The sequence below is a fragment of the Streptomyces sp. NPDC090445 genome (genome assembly GCF_044769385.1).
Lineage (GTDB): Bacteria > Actinomycetota > Actinomycetes > Streptomycetales > Streptomycetaceae > Streptomyces.
Genome location: NZ_JBIVXV010000004.1, coordinates 70,396 through 88,053, shown reverse-complemented (window position 1 = coordinate 88,053; position 17,658 = coordinate 70,396). Strand labels below are relative to the sequence as shown.

Below are 17,658 nucleotides of genomic sequence, written 5' to 3'. Positions count from 1 at the left end.
ATCTGCACCGGCCGTGTCAGGTACCGGTGTCAGTTCCCCCGGGGCGGACGCCCCGGGAAAGTGCAATCAAGCCCGGCCGGCGGTCGAGGCCCAGGACCTCAGCCGCTGGCGGCGGGAAGAAATCAGTACTGCTGGGTGCTGGGTCTCGACGTTGCGATCCCCTGGGCCCGAGCCCAGCCGACTAGTACTGCTCGGTCTCGACGAAGCCGGCGTCGGCGTCGTCGTCCGCACCGAACGCGTCGGCGGCGGCGGTCGGGTCGAACCCGGGCGGGCTGTCCTTGAGGGCCAGGCCCATGCCGGCCAGCTTCGCCTTGACCTCGTCGATCGACTTCGCACCGAAGTTGCGGATGTCGAGCAGGTCGGCCTCGGAGCGGGCGACGAGCTCACCCACGGAGTGGATGCCCTCGCGCTTGAGGCAGTTGTAGGAGCGGACCGTGAGCTCCAGCTCCTCGATCGGCAGCGCCAGGTCGGCGGCCAGGGCGGCGTCCGTCGGGGACGGGCCCATGTCGATGCCCTCGGCGTCGATGTTGAGCTCGCGGGCCAGACCGAACAGCTCGACCAGGGTCTTGCCGGCGGACGCCATGGCGTCGCGCGGGCGCATGGCCTGCTTGGTCTCGACGTCGACGATCAGCTTGTCGAAGTCGGTGCGCTGCTCGACACGGGTCGCCTCGACCTTGTAGGTGACCTTGAGCACGGGGCTGTAGATGGAGTCGACCGGGATACGGCCGATCTCCTGGCCCACCTGCTTGTTCTGGACGGCGGAGACGTAGCCGCGACCGCGCTCGACGGTCAGCTCCATCTCCAGCTTGCCCTTGCCGTTCAGCGTGGCGAGGACCAGGTCCGGGTTGTGCACCTCGACACCGGCCGGGGGCGCGATGTCGGCAGCGGTGACCAGGCCGGGACCCTGCTTGCGCAGGTACATCACGACCGGCTCGTCGTGCTCCGAGGAGACGACCAGCTGCTTGATGTTGAGGATGAGGTCGGTCACGTCCTCCTTGACGCCCGGCACGGTGGTGAACTCGTGCAGGACACCGTCGATGCGGATGCTGGTGACAGCGGCACCCGGGATCGAGGACAGGAGGGTACGGCGCAGGGAGTTGCCGAGGGTGTAGCCGAAGCCCGGCTCCAGCGGCTCGATCACGAACCGCGAGCGGTACTCGTCGACGACCTCTTCGGTCAGCGAAGGACGCTGAGCGATAAGCATGTCTTTTTCCTTCAGTCGTGGACGCCCACTATTTGACGTCCGACCCAGCCACCGGGCGGAGCCCGATGTTGTTACCGCGTACGGGTACAGCGGTACTGCAAGGGTACGGGCGACATGCTCCCGGAAAGGGGGCATGTCGCCCGGAATCCCACATCAACCACAGATGCGTAACGCACCTGAGGTCAGACGCGCCTCCGCTTGGGCGGACGGCAGCCGTTGTGCGGGGTGGGGGTGACGTCCTGGATCGAGCCGACCTCGAGGCCGGTGGCCTGGAGGGAGCGGATCGCGGTCTCGCGGCCGGAGCCCGGACCCTTGACGAAGACGTCAACCTTGCGCATGCCGTGCTCCTGCGCGCGGCGGGCGGCCGACTCGGCGGCCATCTGCGCGGCGAAGGGGGTGGACTTGCGCGAGCCCTTGAAGCCGACGTGGCCGGCGGAGGCCCAGGAGATCACGTTGCCGGACGGGTCCGTGATCGAGACGATCGTGTTGTTGAACGTGCTCTTGATGTGGGCGTGCCCGTGAGCGACGTTCTTCTTTTCCTTGCGGCGCACCTTCTTGGCAGCGCCCTGACGACCCTTGGGGGGCATCTCTTACTCCTACGGGAGGTGGTCGGTCCTACAGCGCAAGACCGCTGAACAGGACTACTTCTTGCCCGGCTTCTTCTTGCCGGCGATCGCGCGACGCGGGCCCTTGCGGGTACGCGCGTTCGTGCTGGTGCGCTGACCGCGGACCGGCAGGCCACGGCGGTGGCGCAGACCCTGGTAGCAGCCGATCTCGACCTTGCGGCGGATGTCGGCCTGGATCTCGCGGCGGAGGTCACCCTCGGTACGGAGGTTGGCGTCCACGTACTCGCGGATCTTGACCAGGTCCTCTTCGGACAGGTCACGAACGCGGGTGTTCGGGTTCACGCCGGTGGAGGCGAGGATCTCCTTGGACCGGGTGCGCCCGATACCGAAGACGTAGGTGAGTGCGATCTCCACGCGCTTTTCGCGCGGGATGTCAACACCGGAAACGCGTGCCATTCAATGGCTCCTGTGTGTTCGGGGGTCTTCCGCAAGACCGCTCCCGACCGCCGACCGCCCGTGAGCAGTGGTACGTCCGGGTCCCCGGCCCCCGCCGGAGGTGCCGCCGACCCCTGGTGGGGCTGGGCGGGTCCTGCGTATGTACGTTTTCTTACGTCGCGCGAAGAACTGCGAAGTGCAGGTCGGTCGGCGTGCGTCAGCCCTGGCGCTGCTTGTGGCGCAGGTTGTCGCAGATGACCATGACCCGGCCGTGACGGCGGATCACCTTGCACTTGTCGCAGATCTTCTTGACGCTCGGCTTGACCTTCATGTTCTTAAGGTTCTCCGGGTCAGTGCCACCACCCGCACCGGGACGTCAGCCCAGGCAGGAGTGAGAGCAAGATCTACTTGTATCGGTAGACGATCCGGCCACGCGTCAGGTCGTACGGAGAGAGCTCCACGACGACCCGGTCATCGGGCAGGATGCGGATGTAGTGCATGCGCATCTTGCCGCTGATGTGCGCGAGGACCTTGTGACCGTTCTGGAGCTCCACCTTGAACATGGCGTTCGGGAGGGACTCGATCACGGTGCCCTCGATCTCGATGGCACCTTGCTTCTTGGCCACGCTTCGCCTTTCGAATCGGCTACCTTGATCGGCTCACGGACATGCGAATGCACGTAAGCCGACGAGTCAGTCTACGTCAGGGCACCCAGAAAGACGAATCCGGAAAGTTTGCCCCTGAGTCTAGATCATTAACCGAGGGGGTCCGGAGCCGTGGTGACTCCGTACTCCGCCAGCTTCTCCTTGCCGCAGTCCGGGCTGGTCAGGACGATGGGGCCGTCCTCCGTCAGGGCGACGGAGTGCTCCCAGTGCGAGGACCAGGTGGAGTCCGTGGTGACGACCGTCCAGTCGTCGGCCAGTACCTCCGTACGGGCGGTTCCGAGGGAGACCATCGGCTCGATCGCCAGGCAGACGCCCGGGACCAGCCTGATGCCCTTGCCCCGCTTGCGCGAGACGTAGTTCAGCAGGTGGGGGTCCATGTGCATCTCGGAGCCGATGCCGTGGCCGCCGTAGTCCTCGATGATCCCGTACTTGCCGGTCGCGGGCCGCGGCTGGCGGCGGATGTAGCCCTCGACCGCCTTCGAGATGTCCACGAGGCGGTTGCCGTTCTTCATCGCGGCGATGCCGGCCCACATCGACTCCTCGGTCACCCGGGAGAGCTCCAGCAGCTCCGGAGCGTGACCGCTGCCCACGAAGGCCGTGAAGGCCGCGTCGCCGTGCCAGCCGTCGACGATCGCGCCGGCGTCGATCGAGATGATGTCGCCGTCCTTCAGGACCGTCTTGTCGTCCGGGATGCCGTGGACGACGACCTCGTTCACCGAGGTGCAGATGGTCGCGGGGAAGCCGCCGTAGCCCAGGAAGTTCGACTTGGCCCCGGCGTCGGCGATCACCTTGCGCGCGACCATGTCCAGATCCCGCGTCGTGGCGCCCGGAACGGCCGCCTCACGGGTCGCCGCGTGGATCGCGGCGACGACCAGCCCTGCCTCGCGCATCTTCGCGATCTGCTCGGGGGTCTTGATCTGGACCATGAACGTGCCTTCCACCTTTTGAACCGGGTCTTCTCAACAGTACGGCCGCGGTGTCCCGGGGACACCGCGGCCGTACGCACAGCAGGGGTACTACTTCTGCACTACTTCTTCAGGGCGTCCATCGCGCGCTGCGTGACTTCCTCGACCTTGCCCAGGGCGGGGATCGTCACCAGCAGGCCCTGGGCCTTGTAGTAGTCGATGATCGGCTCGGTCTGCGTGTGGTAGACCTCCAGCCGGGTCCGGACCGTGCCCTCGGAGTCGTCGTCGCGCTGGTACAGCTCGCCGCCGCACTCGTCGCAGACGCCCTCGGCCTTCGGCGCGGCGTACACGACGTGGAACACGTGCGCCGAGTCGTTGCGGCAGATCCGGCGGCCGGCGATGCGCTTGACGACCTCGTCCTCCTCGACCTCCAGGTCGAGGACGGCGTCGAGCTTCATGCCCGCGGTCTGCAGCATCTCGTCCAGCGCCTCGGCCTGCGAGACGTTGCGCGGGAAGCCGTCCAGCAGGAAGCCGTTCACGGCGTCCGGCTGCTCCATGCGGTCCTTGGCCATGCCGACGGTGATCTCGTCCGGGACGAGCTCGCCGGCGTCCATGAACGCCTTCGCCCGGCGGCCCAGCTCGGTGTTCTGGCTGATGTTGGCCCGGAACAGGTCGCCCGTGGAGATGTGCGGGATCGACAGGTTCTTTGCAAGGAACGCGGCCTGCGTTCCCTTGCCCGCACCGGGCGGTCCGACGAGGACGATACGCATCAGCGGAGGAACCCTTCGTAATTGCGCTGCTGGAGCTGGCTCTCGATCTGCTTCACGGTTTCCAGACCCACACCCACGATGATGAGGATGCTCGTCCCGCCGAACGGGAAGTTCTGGTTCGCTCCGAAGCCGGCCAACGCCATCGTCGGCACTAGAGCGATCAGACCCAGGTACAGCGACCCCGGCCAGGTGATCCGGTTGAGTACGTAGCTCAGGTACTCGGCGGTGGGTCGACCGGCGCGGATACCCGGGATGAACCCACCATACTTCTTCATGTTGTCTGCAACTTCCTCGGGGTTGAACGAAATCGCCACGTAGAAGAACGCGAAGAAGACGATCAGGAGGAAGTACGTCGCGATGTAGTAGGGGTGGTCACCCTTGACGAAGTGCTTTTGGATCCAGATCGCCCAGTCTGCGGTGGACCCGCTGAACTGAACGATCAGCGCCGGGATGTACAGCAGCGACGAGGCGAAGATGACCGGAATCACACCGGCCTGGTTCACCTTGAGCGGGATGTAGGTCGACGTACCGCCGTACGCGCGGCGGCCGATCATGCGCTTCGCGTACTGCACCGGGATGCGGCGCTGGGCCTGCTCGACGAAGACCACCAGCGCGACCATCGCGAGGCCGACGAGGATCACGACACCGAACTCGACCCAGCCGTCGGCGATCTTGCCCTGGAGCTTGATCTGCCACAGCGCGCCGATGAAGCCGGCGGCGATCGAGATGAACATCAGGATCGACATGCCGTTGCCGATGCCGCGGTCGGTGACCAGCTCGCCGAGCCACATGACGACACAGGTACCGGCGGTCATCGTGACGACCATGGTGATGGTGGTGAAGATCGACCGGTCCGGGACGATCTGGCTCGCGACCGGGCAGCCCTGGAACAGCGCGCCCGTGCGGGCGGTGGCGACGAGACCCGTGCCCTGGAGGATGGCGAGCGCGACCGTCAGGTAGCGCGTGTACTGCGTGATCTTCGCCGTGCCGGACTGGCCCTCCTTCTTGAGGGTCTCCAGTTTCGGGATGACCACGGTCAGCAGCTGCAGGATGATGCTCGCCGTGATGTACGGCATGATCCCGAGCGCGAAGATCGTGATCTGGAGCAGCGCGCCGCCGCTGAACATGTTGACGAGACCGAAGAGGCCATTGCTGCTTCCGGCCTGGTCGACACAGATCTGGACGTTCTTGTAGTTCACGCCGGGTACCGGGACGTGGGACCCGAGGCGGAACAGCACGATGATGCCGAGCGTGAAGAGCAGCTTCTTGCGCAGGTCGGGCGTCTTGAACGCCCGGGCGAACGCGGTGAGCACGGTGCCTCCTGCGACCCCCGCGCTACTGCGTCAGAGGTGACGGTCTGAGGTTCGACGAATACGTACAAGCAAAGGTGCAGGCCACCTTACCGGCGACTGCGCCCCCCGTGGAACGACCAACCGGGGATGCCCCATATGTGAGGCATCCCCGGTCGGGTTTTCAGCTATCTGTCACGTGGGTTCGTCTTAGACGAGCTCGGTGACGGAGCCGCCGGCGGCGGCAATCTTCTCCTTGGCGGAGGCGGAAACGGCGTCAACCGAAACCGTCAGCGCCACGGAGATCTCGCCCTGGCCCAGGACCTTGACGAGCTGGTTCTTGCGAACGGCACCCTTGGCGACCAGGTCGGCCACCGTGACCTCGCCACCCTGCGGGTAGAGCGCGGCCAGCTTGTCCAGGTTCACGACCTGGAACTCGGTGCGGAACGGGTTCTTGAAACCCTTCAGCTTCGGCAGGCGCATGTGGAGGGGCATCTGCCCACCCTCGAAGCGCTGCGGAACCTGGTAACGGGCCTTCGTACCCTTGGTACCACGACCGGCCGTCTTACCCTTCGACGCCTCACCACGACCCACACGGGTCTTGGCGGTCTTGGCGCCGGGGGCGGGACGGAGGTTGTGGGCCTTCAGCGGGCTGGTCTCAGCCATGATTAGTCAACCTCCTCAACCGTCACGAGGTGGCGGACGGTGTGCACCATGCCGCGGAACTCGGGGCGGTCCTCCTTGACGACCACGTCGTTCAGGCGCTTCAGCCCGAGCGAACGGAGGGTGTCGCGGTGGTTCTGCTTGCTGCCGATGTACGACTTCGTCTGCGTGATCTTGAGGCGGGCCATCAGACACCCGCCCCTGCACGCGCACGAAGCAGGGCCGCGGGGGCGACGTCCTCGAGCGGCAGACCGCGGCGGGCCGCGATCTCCTCGGGACGCTGCAGGCCCTTCAGGGCCTCCACGGTCGCGTGCACGATGTTGATCGCGTTGTCGGAGCCGAGCGACTTCGACAGGATGTCGTGAACGCCGGCGCACTCCAGAACGGCGCGCACCGGGCCACCGGCGATAACACCGGTACCGGGGGAAGCAGGCTTCAGCAGGACGACGCCCGCGGCCTTCTCACCCTGGATCGGGTGCGGGATGGTGCCCTGGATGCGGGGGACGCGGAAGAAGTTCTTCTTCGCCTCCTCGACACCCTTGGCGATGGCCGCGGGAACTTCCTTGGCCTTGCCGTAACCGACACCCACGGTGCCGTCACCATCGCCCACCACGACCAGCGCGGTGAAGCTGAAGCGACGACCACCCTTCACAACCTTGGCGACACGGTTGATCGCGACAACGCGCTCAACGTAGGCGGTCTTCTCGGCGGCAGCGCCACCGTCGCGACCCTTCCGGTCCCGCCGCTCGCCGCCACCGGCACCGCTGCCGCGGCGCTGGGGTCCAGCCATTGGATTACCTCTCTCTGTTACGTCCGTTAGTCCCGGAACCGGGGCTTAGAACTTCAGCCCGGCTTCGCGGGCGGCGTCAGCCAGAGCGGCAATGCGCCCGGCGTACCTGTTGCCACCGCGGTCGAACACGACGGCCTCGACACCGGCGGCCTTGGCGCGCTCGGCGACCAGGAGACCGACCTGCTTGGCCTGCGCGGACTTGTCACCCTCGCCACCGCGGACCGACGCGTCCAGGTGCGACGCCGACGCCAGGGTGTGACCCTTGAGGTCGTCGATGACCTGAGCGGTGATACCGCGGTTCGAGCGGGTCACGACGAGGCGCGGACGCTCCGCCGTACCCGAGATGCTCTTGCGGATGCGGATGTGGCGGCGCGCCTTCGCAGCGCGCTTGTAAGCGTCGCCCTTGGCGATCTTCACACCGTATGCCATGGCTTTACTTACCAGCCTTTCCGACCTTGCGGCGGATGACCTCGCCCGCGTACTTGACGCCCTTGGCCTTGTACGGGTCGGGCTTCCGCAGCTTGCGGATGTTGGCGGCGACCTCGCCGACCTTCTGCTTGTCGATGCCCTCGACCGAGAACTTGGTCGGCGACTCGACCTTGAAGGAGATGCCCTCGGGCGCCTCCACCAGGATCGGGTGGCTGTAGCCGAGCTGGAACTCCAGAGCGGAGCCCTTCGCGGCAACGCGGTAACCGACACCGCTGATCTCGAGCGCCTTGGTGTATCCCTGGGTCACACCGGTGATCATGTTGGCCACCAGCGTGCGGGACAGGCCGTGGAGGGCCTTGTTCTGACGCTCGTCGTTCGGACGGGTGACGTTCAGAACGCCGTCCTCGCCCTTAACGATCTCGATGGGGGCGGCAACGGTGTGGGAGAGGAGACCCTTGGGGCCCTTCACCGCAACCGTGCGGCCATCGATGGTGACGTCCACGCCGGCGGGAACCGGGATGGGGAGCTTGCCGATACGAGACATAGCTTTTCCTCCGTTCCCGACTACCAGACGTAGGCGAGGACTTCCCCACCCACGCCCTTCTTCTGCGCCTGCTGGCCGGTCAGGAGACCGTGGGACGTGGAGATGATCGCCACGCCCAGGCCGCCGAGGACCTTCGGCAGGTTGGTGGACTTCGCGTAAACGCGCAGACCCGGCTTCGAGATTCGCTTGATGCCGGCGATCGAGCGCTCGCGGTTCGGGCCGAACTTCAGCTCGAGGACGAGGTTCTTGCCGACCTCGGCGTCCTCGACCTTCCAGCCGGTGATGAAACCCTCCTGCTTGAGGATTTCCGCGATGTGCGACTTGATCTTGCTGTGCGGCATCACGACGGAGTCGTGGTACGCCGAGTTAGCGTTCCGCAGACGCGTGAGCATGTCTGCGATCGGGTCAGTCATGGTCATGAATTGGCCTTCGGCCTCTCTCGCCGGGGTTTCCTGTATGCGCCATCCCTCTCCCCGTACTGAGACGGGACGGGTGCGGTGCGGGGACCTACGGCGTAGTAAGTCGTGCGGGCGGCGGACGCCCAACCCCACTAGCCTACGGCATGGGGGAGGGGCCTCCGCCGACCCAGATGCTTACCGAGAGTTACCGGCAATCCCAACTGTCCGAGGACAGAAGGGTTTACCAGGAGCTCTTGGTCACGCCCGGCAGCTCGCCACGGTGAGCCATCTCACGAAGGCACACGCGGCACAGGCCGAACTTGCGGTACACGGAGTGCGGGCGGCCGCAGCGCTGGCAGCGGGTGTACGCACGCACACCGAACTTGGGCTTACGAGCAGCCTTGGCAATCAGAGCCTTCTTCGCCATCTCGCTTACGCCTCCTTGAAGGGGAAGCCGAGGTGACGGAGGAGCGCACGGCCCTCAGCGTCGTTGGTCGCCGTGGTCACCACGGTGATGTCCATACCCCGGACGCGGTCGATCTTGTCCTGGTCGATCTCGTGGAACATGACCTGCTCCGTGAGACCGAAGGTGTAGTTGCCACGGCCGTCGAACTGCTTCGGGGACAGGCCGCGGAAGTCGCGGATGCGCGGCAGCGCGAGCGACAGGGTGCGGTCCAGGAACTCCCACATGCGGTCGCCACGGAGGGTGACGTGCGCACCGATCGGCTGACCCTCGCGCAGCTTGAACTGCGCGATGGACTTGCGGGCCTTGGTGACGGCCGGCTTCTGACCGGTGATCGTGGTGAGGTCGCGGATGGCGCCGTCGATCAGCTTCGAGTCACGGGCGGCGTCGCCGACACCCATGTTCACGACGATCTTGACGAGGCCGGGGATCTGCATGACGTTCTCGTACGAGAACTCCTCACGCAGCTTGCCCGCGATCTCCTCGCGGTACTTCGTCTTCAGACGCGGAGTAGCCATCAGATGTCCTCACCCGTGCGCTTGGCAACGCGGATCTTGTTGCCCTCGTCGTCGAAGCGGTAACCGACGCGGGTGACGACCTTCTTGCCGTCCTTCTCCACGACCAGCTGGACGTTCGAAACGTGGACGGGGGCCTCGGTGATCACGATGCCGCCGGCCTGGTTCGGACCAGCCTTGGTGTGCTTCTTGACCCGGTTGACACCCTCGACCAGGACGCGGTTCTCGCCGGGGAAGGCCGCGACGACCTTGCCCTGCTTGCCCTTGTCCTTACCGGTGATGACCTGGACCAGGTCGCCCTTCTTGATCTTCATGCTTACAGCACCTCCGGCGCGAGCGAGATGATCTTCATGAACTTCTTCTCGCGCAGCTCACGGCCGACCGGGCCGAAGATGCGGGTGCCGCGAGGGTCGCCGTCGTTCTTCAGAATGACGGCGGCGTTCTCGTCAAAGCGGATGTACGAGCCGTCCTGGCGGCGGCGCTCCTTGACGGTGCGAACGATGACCGCCTTGACGACGTCACCCTTCTTCACGTTGCCACCGGGGATCGCGTCCTTGACGGTGGCAACGATGACGTCACCGATGCCCGCGTAGCGGCGACCCGAGCCACCGAGAACACGGATGCAAAGGATCTCCTTGGCACCAGTGTTGTCGGCGACGCGAAGTCGCGACTCCTGCTGGATCACGTCTATCTCCTGTTTGTCTGCCGGTTCCCGGCCGGGGCGCCCTCAAGCGGGCGGCCCCGGCCGAGCCTGGCGGAACGAACCTGAAGGAAACCCTTCAGGTGATTACTTGGCCTTCTCGAGGATCTCGACGATGCGCCAGCGCTTGCTCGCCGACAGCGGACGCGTCTCCATGATGAGGACGCGGTCGCCGACGCCGGCAGCGTTCTGCTCGTCGTGAGCCTTGAGCTTGTTCGTACGGCGGATGACCTTGCCGTACAGCGCGTGCTTGACGCGGTCCTCGACGGCGACGACGACGGTCTTGTCCATCTTGTCGCTGACGACCAGGCCCTCACGGGTCTTGCGGAAGCCGCGCTCGGTCTTCTCAGTCACGTTCTTCTCGCTCATCAGGCGTTCTCCACCGTCTCGATGCCGAGCTCACGCTCGTGCATCAGGGTGTAGATCCGGGCGATGTCCTTGCGGACGGCCTTGAGCCGGCCGTTGTTCTCGAGCTGTCCGGTCGCCGCCTGGAAGCGGAGCTTGAACAGCTCTTCCTTGGCCTCGCGCAGCTTGGCAACGAGCTCCTCGTTGCCCAGCTCGCGCAGCTCCGACGCCTTGGTACCGGCCGCCATCACGACTCACCTGCCTCGCGCTTGACGATCCGGCACTTCATCGGCAGCTTGTGGGCCGCACGAGTGAGAGCCTCACGCGCAATCTTCTCGTTCGGGTAGGACAGCTCGAACATGACCCGGCCCGGGTGCACGTTCGCGATCCACCACTCGGGGGAACCCTTACCGGAACCCATGCGGGTCTCGGCGGGCTTCTTCGTCAGCGGACGGTCCGGGTAGATGTTGATCCAGACCTTGCCGCCACGCTTGATGTGACGGGTCATGGCGATACGAGCGGACTCGATCTGACGGTTCGTCACGTACGCCGGGGTCAGCGCCTGGATGCCGTACTCGCCGAATGCCACCTCAGTGCCACCCTTGGCCATGCCGCGGCGCTTGGGGTGGTGCTGCTTGCGGTGCTTGACCCTACGGGGGATCAGCATGTCGGTCAGGCCTCCGTTCCGGTGCTCTCGGCCGGAGCGGCGGCAGCGGCGTCGGCCTTGGGGGCCTCGGCAGCGGCAGCCTGCTGCGGCTTGCGGCCACCACGGCCGCCGCGCTCGCCACCGCGGCCACCACGGCCGGCGGGACGGTCGCCAGCGCCGGCACCACGGGCCGGGCGGTTACCCGCGCGGGCCGCAGCGTTCTCGGCGCGAACCTCGGCGATGTTCTTGACGTCGCCCTTGTAGATCCAGACCTTCACGCCGATGCGGCCGAAGGTGGTCTTGGCCTCGAAGAAGCCGTAGTCCACGTTCGCGCGCAGCGTGTGCAGCGGCACACGACCCTCGCGGTAGAACTCGGACCGGGACATCTCGGCGCCGCCGAGACGGCCACCACACTGGATCTTGATGCCCTTGGCGCCGGCCTTCATGGTGCCCTGCATGCTCTTGCGCATGGCACGGCGGAAGGAGACGCGGGAGGAGAGCTGCTCGGCCACGGCCTGCGCAACCAGCTGAGCGTCGAGCTCGGGGTTCTTGACCTCGAGGATGTTCAGCTGGACCTGCTTGCCGGTGAGCTTCTCGAGGTCACCGCGGATGCGGTCGGCCTCGGCGCCACGGCGGCCGATGACGATGCCCGGACGAGCGGTGTGGATGTCCACACGCACGCGGTCACGGGTGCGCTCGATCTCAACCTTCGAGATGCCGGCGCGCTCCATGCCGGACGTCATCATCCGACGGATGGCGACGTCTTCCTTGACGTAGTCCTTGTACAGCTTGTCGGCGTACCAGCGCGACTTGAAGTCGGTGGTGATGCCGAGCCGGAACCCGTGCGGGTTTACCTTCTGGCCCATTACCGGGTTCCTTCCTTGCTGCTGACGACCACGGTGATGTGGCTGGTCCGCTTGCGGATCCGGTAGGCACGGCCCTGGGCACGCGGACGGAACCGCTTCAGGGTCGGACCTTCGTCAACGAACGCCTCGCTGATGAACAGCGAGGAGGCGTCCGTGTGGTTGTAGTTGTGCGCGGCGTTGGCGATGGCGCTGTCAAGCACCTTGCCCACCGGCACAGTCGCGGCCTGCGGAGCGAAACGCAGGACCGCCTGAGCCTCCGTGGCATCCATGCCACGGATGAGGTCCACCACGCGGCGGGCCTTCATGGGCGTGACGCGGATGTACCGCGCCTGGGCCCTGGCTTCCATGGTTGTCCCTTCGGTGTAAGTCATAGTCGTTCCCACCCCGCTTTAGCGGCGCTTCGACTTCCGGTCGTCCTTGACGTGGCCGCGGAAGGTGCGAGTCGGCGAGAACTCGCCGAGCTTGTGGCCGACCATGGACTCGGTGACGAACACCGGGACATGGGTCTTGCCGTTGTGCACCGCGATCGTGTGACCCAGCATGCTGGGGATGATCATCGAGCGACGGGACCAGGTCTTGATGACGTTCTTGGTACCGGCTTCGTTCTGTACGTCCACCTTCTTCAGGAGGTGGCCGTCAACGAAGGGTCCCTTCTTGAGACTGCGCGGCATCTAAACCCGCTCCTAGCGCTTCTTGTTCGTCTTGCGGCGGCGGACGATGTACTTGTTCGAAGCCTTCTTCGGCGAACGAGTACGACCCTCCTTCTGACCCCACGGGCTGACCGGGTGGCGACCACCGGAGGTCTTGCCCTCACCACCACCGTGCGGGTGGTCAACCGGGTTCATCGCGACACCGCGGACGGTCGGGCGGACGCCCTTCCAGCGCATGCGGCCGGCCTTGCCCCAGTTGATGTTCGACTGCTCGGCGTTGCCGACCTCGCCGACGGTGGCGCGGCAGCGCGCGTCGACGAGACGGATCTCACCGGACGGCATACGAAGGTGGGCCATGGTGCCCTCCTTCGCCAGCAGCTGCACGGAGGCACCCGCGGAGCGGGCGAACTTCGCACCGCCGCCGGGACGCAGCTCGATGGCGTGGATGGTCGTACCGACCGGGATGTTGCGGAGCGCCAGGTTGTTGCCGGGCTTGATGTCGGCCGTCGGGCCGTTCTCAATCCGGTCACCCTGCTGCAGACCGCGCGGCGCGATGATGTAGCGCTTCTCGCCGTCGGCGTAGTGCAGCAGCGCGATGCGCGCGGTGCGGTTGGGGTCGTACTCGATGTGCGCGACCTTGGCCGGCACGCCGTCCTTGTCGTGACGACGGAAGTCGATCACGCGGTAGGCGCGCTTGTGGCCACCGCCCTGGTGGCGAACGGTCACACGACCGGTGTTGTTACGGCCGCCCTTGCTGTGCAGGGGGCGGACCAGCGACTTCTCCGGCGTGGACCGCGTGATCTCGACAAAGTCGGCGACGCTGGAGCCACGACGGCCCGGGGTCGTCGGCTTGTACTTGCGGATACCCATTTCTCAGTCCTCGTCCGATTCCGGACGACTCAGGACTCCGTTAGGAGGCCTGGCCGCCGAAGATGTCGATACGGTCGCCCTCAGCGAGGGTCACGATGGCGCGCTTCGTGTCAGCACGCTTGCCGAAACCGGTCTTGGTGCGCTTGCGCTTACCCTGACGGTTGATCGTGTTGACCCCGGTGACCTTGACCGAGAAGACCGCCTCGACGGCCTGCTTGATCTGGGTCTTGTTGGCGCCGGGCGCGACGATGAACGTGTACTTGTTCTCGTCCAGCAGCGCGTAGCTCTTCTCCGAGACAACCGGCTTGATCAGCAGGTCGCGCGGGTCGGTGAAGGTCTTGCTGGTAACGGTCGCCTCGGACATCAGGCGTCGCTCCCTTCGGTCTCATCGGCCTTGGGGCCAGACACGAAGGACTCCAGCGCGGCCTGGGTGAAGACCACGTCGTCGGAGACGATCACGTCGTACGTGTTCAGCTGGCCCGGCTCCAGGATGTGCACCTGGGGCAGGTTGCGGGCGGACAGCCACGCGGCCTCGTCGGCACGCTCGACGACCAGGAGCAGGTTCTTGCGCTCCGTGATCTTGCCGAACAGCGTCTTGGCGGCCTTCGTGGAGACGGCACCCTCGACCACGCCGGTGACGACGTGGATGCGGGAGTGACGCGCGCGGTCCGAGAGGGCACCGCGGAGGGCGGCGGCCTTCATCTTCTTCGGGGTCCGCTGCGAGTAGTCACGCGGCACGGGGCCGTGGACGACGCCACCGCCGGCGAACTGCGGAGCGCGGGTCGAACCCTGACGGGCGCGGCCGGTGCCCTTCTGGCGGTAAGGCTTCTTGCCACCACCACGGACTTCGCCACGGGTCTTGGTCTTGTGCGTGCCCTGACGGGCCGCGGCCAGCTGCGCGACGACGACCTGGTGGATCAGCGGAACGCTGGTCTTCGCGTCGAAGATCTCCGCGGGGAGCTCGACGGTACCGGCCTTGTCGCCTGCCGGCGAAAGGATGTCAATGGTGCTCATTAACCTCAAGCCCCCTTGGCCGCGGTACGGACCAGGACGAGGCCGCCGTTCGGACCGGGGACCGCACCCTTGATGAGGAGCAGACCCTTCTCCGCGTCCACCGCGTGGATGGTCAGGTTCTGGGTGGTGACGCGCTCGTTGCCCATACGACCAGCCATGCGCACGCCCTTGAAGACGCGCCCAGGGGTGGCGCAGCCACCGATCGAACCGGGGGAGCGGTGCTTGCGCTGCACACCGTGACCGGCGCCGAGGCCCCGGAAGTTGTGCCGCTTCATGACACCGGCGAAGCCCTTGCCCTTGCTGTTGCCCGTGACGTCAACCTTGACGCCGGACTCGAACACGGCCGCGGTGATCTCCTGGCCGAGCGTGTACTCGCTGGCGTCGGAGGTGCGGAGCTCCACCAGGTGGCGGCGGGGGGTGACGTCGGCCTTGGCGAAGTGGCCCTTGAGGGGCTTGTTCACCTTGCGCGGGTCGATCTCGCCGAAGGCGATCTGGACCGACTCGTAGCCGTCGGTGTCGTTGGTACGGACCTGGGTGACGACGCAGGGACCGGCCTTGACGACGGTAACCGGGACGACACGGTTGTTCTCGTCCCAGACCTGGGTCATGCCGAGCTTCTCGCCCAGGACGCCCTTGATCTGCTTTGCCATCTTCTCGACGCCTCTCAGAGCTTGATCTCGATGTCAACGCCGGCCGGAAGGTCCAGGCGCATCAGCGAGTCAACGGTCTTGGGCGTCGGGTCGAGGATGTCGATCAGGCGCTTGTGCGTGCGCATCTCGAAGTGCTCGCGCGAGTCCTTGTACTTGTGCGGCGACTTGATGACGCAGTACACGTTCTTCTCAGTGGGCAGCGGCACCGGGCCCGCGACCGACGCACCAGTGCGGGTCACCGTCTCGACGATCTTCTTCGCCGAGGAGTCGATGACCTCGTGGTCGTAGGCCTTGAGCCGGATGCGGATCTTCTGTCCCGCCATGGCTACTCCGTAGTCCTGTCTGTTGTGGAAACGCTCTGGCCCTCGGCCGGCTGTGGATCTCTCCACCGCTTCTCTCCGACCCCCGCGGTCGGGCGTGTCGCACTCCCTCCCAGAAAATTCCCATACGGAAATTCCCTTGTTCAGGGGGTGCGGTCCCTGGACCGCGTTTCGGGGGAGAAACACCCACCGAGCGCCTGGCCGGCACCGTGCTGACGCTTCCCGGAAGATTCCCGTACGTCCGCCCCATTGCTGCCCCGTGAGGCAGATAAAGGCGACGAGTACTGTGGGACTCGCTTCCGGTCCTCCCGGCGGGAGGCGCGCAGCATCGACACTCAGCCGAGCAACTTGAGTAGTCTGCCATACGAGGCGCGTACCTGGCCAATCGGGCGGAAGAGAATACCCCTCCCCCGTGAGCGATCAAACCGCGCCACGCGGCCGGCGCCCGGGAACCGGTCCCGGGCGCCCCCTGCGCCGTCCGGCTGCACGATCGGGCCGGTCAGAGCCGTGAGGCCGCGGTGCAGCCCTCCCCCTGGCCGCTCCGGATGTCCTTGCTGCGGTCGTACGGGTCCTGCGGGGTCCCGGAGGGGGCGGTGCCGGTCGCCGGCCGCCCGGGGAACTCGGGGTGCAGGTACCCGTCCCACCGGTCGCACGAGGTGTTCGCCGTGTCGGCCGCGTACGCCCCGAGCTGCAGCGTTCCGGGCTTGACCCGCCAGCGCACCGGGTCGGCGATCGTGAACTCCATCTGCCTGCGCACGATCGAGCGCGTGACCTCCTCCGCGCCCGCCCGCGCCTCGACCACCGGGTACACGAACGTGTAGTCGACGACCACGTCCACGAGGCCCGGCTTGTCCCCGGGCTGCAGCTCCATCCGGCCGCGGACCTTCACCACGTCCCCGGCGGGCCGTATCTCGGCGGCCTTGAACCGGGTGAACAGGTGCAGCGGGTCGCTGTCCCGGTCCGGCGTCGCCAGCGACCGCTCCACCAGGGCGACGAGCTCGTCCTGGGCCGGGTCGATCAGGTCCAGCGCCGGCTGGGGCCGCTCGCCCCGCAGGGTCGCCGGATCGAGGTTGGCCGCGACCAGGAACCGCTTGGTGCGGGCCAGGCCCTCGGCGACGTACTCCTTCGACACCCCGTTCAGGGCCTGCGCCTCCGGCACCTCGATGCCGGCGGCCCCGTCGGCCCACTGCGCGGCCGGGGAGCCCCGGAACGGCTCCCGCAGCGTCGGCCGGTCGGGGAGGGTCTCGGACGGCGCGGCACCGGGGCGGGCCGTCTCGGCGGGCAGCGGCCCCCGGGAGGCCTCGGCCCCGCGCTGCGCGGCCTTGCCGGTGAGGCGGTCGATGACGAGCTCCGGCCGCAGGGCGACCAGCGCGAGGGCGGCGATGGCCGCGATGGCCAGGCCCGCCTTGAGACGCCGCCGGCCCCTCCCCCGGCCCTCCAGCTCCTGCCAGGCCGGGCCGGTGCGCCAGCCGGGCGGGTCGCCGGGCCGGCCCCCGCCCTTCCTCCCCCACTTCTTCTTCGCCGCCTTGGCCCGCTGCTCCTCCTCGCGGCGCAGCCGGGCCGTGACCTCGCGGGCCCGTGCGGAGGGTTCCTTGGGGGCGGTGGCCATGCCCGCCTCGGCCTGCTCCAGGAACCGGGCCCACTCCTCGTCGGAGACCCCCGCCCTGTCGTCCTTGCCGTTGCCGTTGCCGTTGCCGTTGCCGTTGTCGGCCATGTGTATGTCCTTGCGCAGCGCGGCGGGGCCGCCCCGTTGCCGGGAGCCCCGCCTACGGGATTCGTCGGTGCAGAAGTCGGCCGCCTTCCCGCCCCCTGCGGCGCGTCCGCCCCGGTGATCTGCACCTGTCACGGCGGATGCTACTGGCGGGTACTGACAGCCCGGCCCCGCTCCTCGCCGGAAGCGGACGGCCCCCCGCATCGCTGCCGCTGCCCGTACCCCTGAACGCCGAGGCGGGGCCCCCGGA

At 66.9% G+C, this 17,658-nt stretch carries 30 protein-coding genes; all 30 read right to left on the bottom strand.

The window, feature by feature from the left end; genetic code table 11:
• Positions 1 to 181: 181 nt before the first annotated feature.
• A complete protein-coding gene (locus tag ACIQUT_RS11260; RefSeq protein ID WP_003956430.1) occupies positions 182 to 1,204 on the bottom strand; it encodes a DNA-directed RNA polymerase subunit alpha in 1,023 nt (340 codons plus the stop codon).
• Positions 1,205 to 1,386: 182 nt separating this feature from the next.
• The gene (gene rpsK, locus ACIQUT_RS11255) at positions 1,387 to 1,791 is read right to left on the bottom strand and encodes a 30S ribosomal protein S11 (RefSeq protein WP_003956432.1); all 405 of its coding nucleotides are present in this window, start codon (positions 1,789 to 1,791) and stop codon (positions 1,387 to 1,389) included.
• Positions 1,792 to 1,845: 54 nt separating this feature from the next.
• Positions 1,846 to 2,226 (bottom strand): 30S ribosomal protein S13, encoded by a 381-nt coding sequence (rpsM, locus tag ACIQUT_RS11250; protein ID WP_179173322.1) that lies wholly within the window; start codon positions 2,224 to 2,226, stop codon positions 1,846 to 1,848.
• Positions 2,227 to 2,422: 196 nt separating this feature from the next.
• Positions 2,423 to 2,536 carry a 50S ribosomal protein L36 gene (rpmJ, locus tag ACIQUT_RS11245; protein WP_003956441.1) on the bottom strand — a complete coding sequence of 38 codons (114 nt, stop codon included), beginning with the start codon at positions 2,534 to 2,536 and terminating at the stop codon, positions 2,423 to 2,425.
• Positions 2,537 to 2,609: 73 nt separating this feature from the next.
• Positions 2,610 to 2,831, bottom strand: coding sequence for a translation initiation factor IF-1 (infA, locus tag ACIQUT_RS11240; protein WP_003956442.1), 222 nt, complete (start codon positions 2,829 to 2,831; stop codon positions 2,610 to 2,612).
• 128 nt (positions 2,832 to 2,959) lie between these two features.
• Positions 2,960 to 3,796, bottom strand: coding sequence for a type I methionyl aminopeptidase (gene map / locus ACIQUT_RS11235; RefSeq protein WP_403562482.1), 837 nt, complete (start codon positions 3,794 to 3,796; stop codon positions 2,960 to 2,962).
• A gap of 101 nt (positions 3,797 to 3,897) precedes the next feature.
• Positions 3,898 to 4,545 carry an adenylate kinase gene (locus ACIQUT_RS11230; protein WP_403561781.1) on the bottom strand — a complete coding sequence of 216 codons (648 nt, stop codon included), beginning with the start codon at positions 4,543 to 4,545 and terminating at the stop codon, positions 3,898 to 3,900.
• Positions 4,545 to 5,858: a preprotein translocase subunit SecY gene (gene secY / locus ACIQUT_RS11225; protein ID WP_179173319.1), complete on the bottom strand. Its 1,314-nt coding sequence runs from the start codon at positions 5,856 to 5,858 to the stop codon at positions 4,545 to 4,547. Before secY ends, ACIQUT_RS11230 begins: the two co-directional genes overlap by 1 nt.
• 186 nt (positions 5,859 to 6,044) lie before the next feature.
• The gene (rplO, locus tag ACIQUT_RS11220; protein WP_179173318.1) at positions 6,045 to 6,500 is read right to left on the bottom strand and encodes a 50S ribosomal protein L15; all 456 of its coding nucleotides are present in this window, start codon (positions 6,498 to 6,500) and stop codon (positions 6,045 to 6,047) included.
• Positions 6,501 to 6,502: 2 nt separating this feature from the next.
• A complete protein-coding gene (rpmD, locus tag ACIQUT_RS11215) occupies positions 6,503 to 6,685 on the bottom strand; it encodes a 50S ribosomal protein L30 (protein ID WP_005313525.1) in 183 nt (60 codons plus the stop codon).
• Positions 6,685 to 7,287, bottom strand: a complete 603-nt coding sequence (rpsE, locus tag ACIQUT_RS11210; RefSeq protein ID WP_361913662.1) for a 30S ribosomal protein S5 — start codon at positions 7,285 to 7,287, stop codon at positions 6,685 to 6,687. Before rpsE ends, rpmD begins: the two co-directional genes overlap by 1 nt.
• 45 nt (positions 7,288 to 7,332) lie before the next feature.
• Positions 7,333 to 7,716, bottom strand: coding sequence for a 50S ribosomal protein L18 (gene rplR, locus ACIQUT_RS11205; RefSeq protein ID WP_114053745.1), 384 nt, complete (start codon positions 7,714 to 7,716; stop codon positions 7,333 to 7,335).
• 4 nt (positions 7,717 to 7,720) lie between these two features.
• Positions 7,721 to 8,260 carry a 50S ribosomal protein L6 gene (rplF, locus tag ACIQUT_RS11200; RefSeq protein ID WP_114053744.1) on the bottom strand — a complete coding sequence of 180 codons (540 nt, stop codon included), beginning with the start codon at positions 8,258 to 8,260 and terminating at the stop codon, positions 7,721 to 7,723.
• A gap of 20 nt (positions 8,261 to 8,280) precedes the next feature.
• The gene (gene rpsH, locus ACIQUT_RS11195) at positions 8,281 to 8,679 is read right to left on the bottom strand and encodes a 30S ribosomal protein S8 (RefSeq protein WP_042812335.1); all 399 of its coding nucleotides are present in this window, start codon (positions 8,677 to 8,679) and stop codon (positions 8,281 to 8,283) included.
• Positions 8,680 to 8,899: 220 nt separating this feature from the next.
• Positions 8,900 to 9,085: a type Z 30S ribosomal protein S14 gene (locus tag ACIQUT_RS11190; RefSeq protein ID WP_003956452.1), complete on the bottom strand. Its 186-nt coding sequence runs from the start codon at positions 9,083 to 9,085 to the stop codon at positions 8,900 to 8,902.
• A 5-nt stretch (positions 9,086 to 9,090) separates the two neighbouring features.
• Positions 9,091 to 9,639 (bottom strand): 50S ribosomal protein L5, encoded by a 549-nt coding sequence (rplE, locus tag ACIQUT_RS11185; RefSeq protein WP_403561778.1) that lies wholly within the window; start codon positions 9,637 to 9,639, stop codon positions 9,091 to 9,093.
• Positions 9,639 to 9,950 (bottom strand): 50S ribosomal protein L24, encoded by a 312-nt coding sequence (gene rplX / locus ACIQUT_RS11180; RefSeq protein ID WP_179173314.1) that lies wholly within the window; start codon positions 9,948 to 9,950, stop codon positions 9,639 to 9,641. The genes rplE and rplX overlap by 1 nt, the downstream gene beginning before the upstream one ends.
• 2 nt (positions 9,951 to 9,952) lie before the next feature.
• A complete protein-coding gene (gene rplN, locus ACIQUT_RS11175; RefSeq protein ID WP_003956455.1) occupies positions 9,953 to 10,321 on the bottom strand; it encodes a 50S ribosomal protein L14 in 369 nt (122 codons plus the stop codon).
• A gap of 102 nt (positions 10,322 to 10,423) precedes the next feature.
• Positions 10,424 to 10,705, bottom strand: coding sequence for a 30S ribosomal protein S17 (gene rpsQ, locus ACIQUT_RS11170; protein ID WP_079429300.1), 282 nt, complete (start codon positions 10,703 to 10,705; stop codon positions 10,424 to 10,426).
• Positions 10,705 to 10,929, bottom strand: a complete 225-nt coding sequence (rpmC, locus tag ACIQUT_RS11165; protein WP_125540842.1) for a 50S ribosomal protein L29 — start codon at positions 10,927 to 10,929, stop codon at positions 10,705 to 10,707. The genes rpsQ and rpmC overlap by 1 nt, the downstream gene beginning before the upstream one ends.
• The gene (rplP, locus tag ACIQUT_RS11160; RefSeq protein ID WP_352193895.1) at positions 10,929 to 11,348 is read right to left on the bottom strand and encodes a 50S ribosomal protein L16; all 420 of its coding nucleotides are present in this window, start codon (positions 11,346 to 11,348) and stop codon (positions 10,929 to 10,931) included. Before rplP ends, rpmC begins: the two co-directional genes overlap by 1 nt.
• A 5-nt stretch (positions 11,349 to 11,353) precedes the next feature.
• Positions 11,354 to 12,193, bottom strand: a complete 840-nt coding sequence (gene rpsC, locus ACIQUT_RS11155) for a 30S ribosomal protein S3 (protein ID WP_179173312.1) — start codon at positions 12,191 to 12,193, stop codon at positions 11,354 to 11,356.
• Entirely contained in the window at positions 12,193 to 12,540 is a 348-nt protein-coding gene (gene rplV, locus ACIQUT_RS11150) for a 50S ribosomal protein L22 (RefSeq protein WP_385428049.1), read from the bottom strand. The genes rpsC and rplV overlap by 1 nt, the downstream gene beginning before the upstream one ends.
• Positions 12,541 to 12,582: 42 nt before the next feature.
• Complete coding sequence (gene rpsS, locus ACIQUT_RS11145) at positions 12,583 to 12,864, bottom strand: 30S ribosomal protein S19 (protein WP_361913648.1); 282 nt, start codon at positions 12,862 to 12,864, stop codon at positions 12,583 to 12,585.
• A gap of 12 nt (positions 12,865 to 12,876) precedes the next feature.
• Complete coding sequence (gene rplB, locus ACIQUT_RS11140) at positions 12,877 to 13,713, bottom strand: 50S ribosomal protein L2 (protein ID WP_114053737.1); 837 nt, start codon at positions 13,711 to 13,713, stop codon at positions 12,877 to 12,879.
• Positions 13,714 to 13,753: 40 nt separating this feature from the next.
• Positions 13,754 to 14,077 carry a 50S ribosomal protein L23 gene (rplW, locus tag ACIQUT_RS11135; protein ID WP_030298212.1) on the bottom strand — a complete coding sequence of 108 codons (324 nt, stop codon included), beginning with the start codon at positions 14,075 to 14,077 and terminating at the stop codon, positions 13,754 to 13,756.
• Positions 14,077 to 14,727, bottom strand: coding sequence for a 50S ribosomal protein L4 (gene rplD / locus ACIQUT_RS11130; protein WP_125540845.1), 651 nt, complete (start codon positions 14,725 to 14,727; stop codon positions 14,077 to 14,079). The genes rplW and rplD overlap by 1 nt, the downstream gene beginning before the upstream one ends.
• 5 nt (positions 14,728 to 14,732) lie before the next feature.
• On the bottom strand, positions 14,733 to 15,377 hold the full coding sequence (rplC, locus tag ACIQUT_RS11125) for a 50S ribosomal protein L3 (RefSeq protein ID WP_361090689.1): 645 nt from the start codon (positions 15,375 to 15,377) through the stop codon (positions 14,733 to 14,735).
• A gap of 14 nt (positions 15,378 to 15,391) precedes the next feature.
• The gene (gene rpsJ / locus ACIQUT_RS11120) at positions 15,392 to 15,700 is read right to left on the bottom strand and encodes a 30S ribosomal protein S10 (protein WP_003948644.1); all 309 of its coding nucleotides are present in this window, start codon (positions 15,698 to 15,700) and stop codon (positions 15,392 to 15,394) included.
• Positions 15,701 to 16,196: 496 nt separating this feature from the next.
• A complete protein-coding gene (locus ACIQUT_RS11115) occupies positions 16,197 to 17,411 on the bottom strand; it encodes a hypothetical protein (RefSeq protein WP_403561773.1) in 1,215 nt (404 codons plus the stop codon).
• Positions 17,412 to 17,658 lie beyond the last annotated feature (247 nt).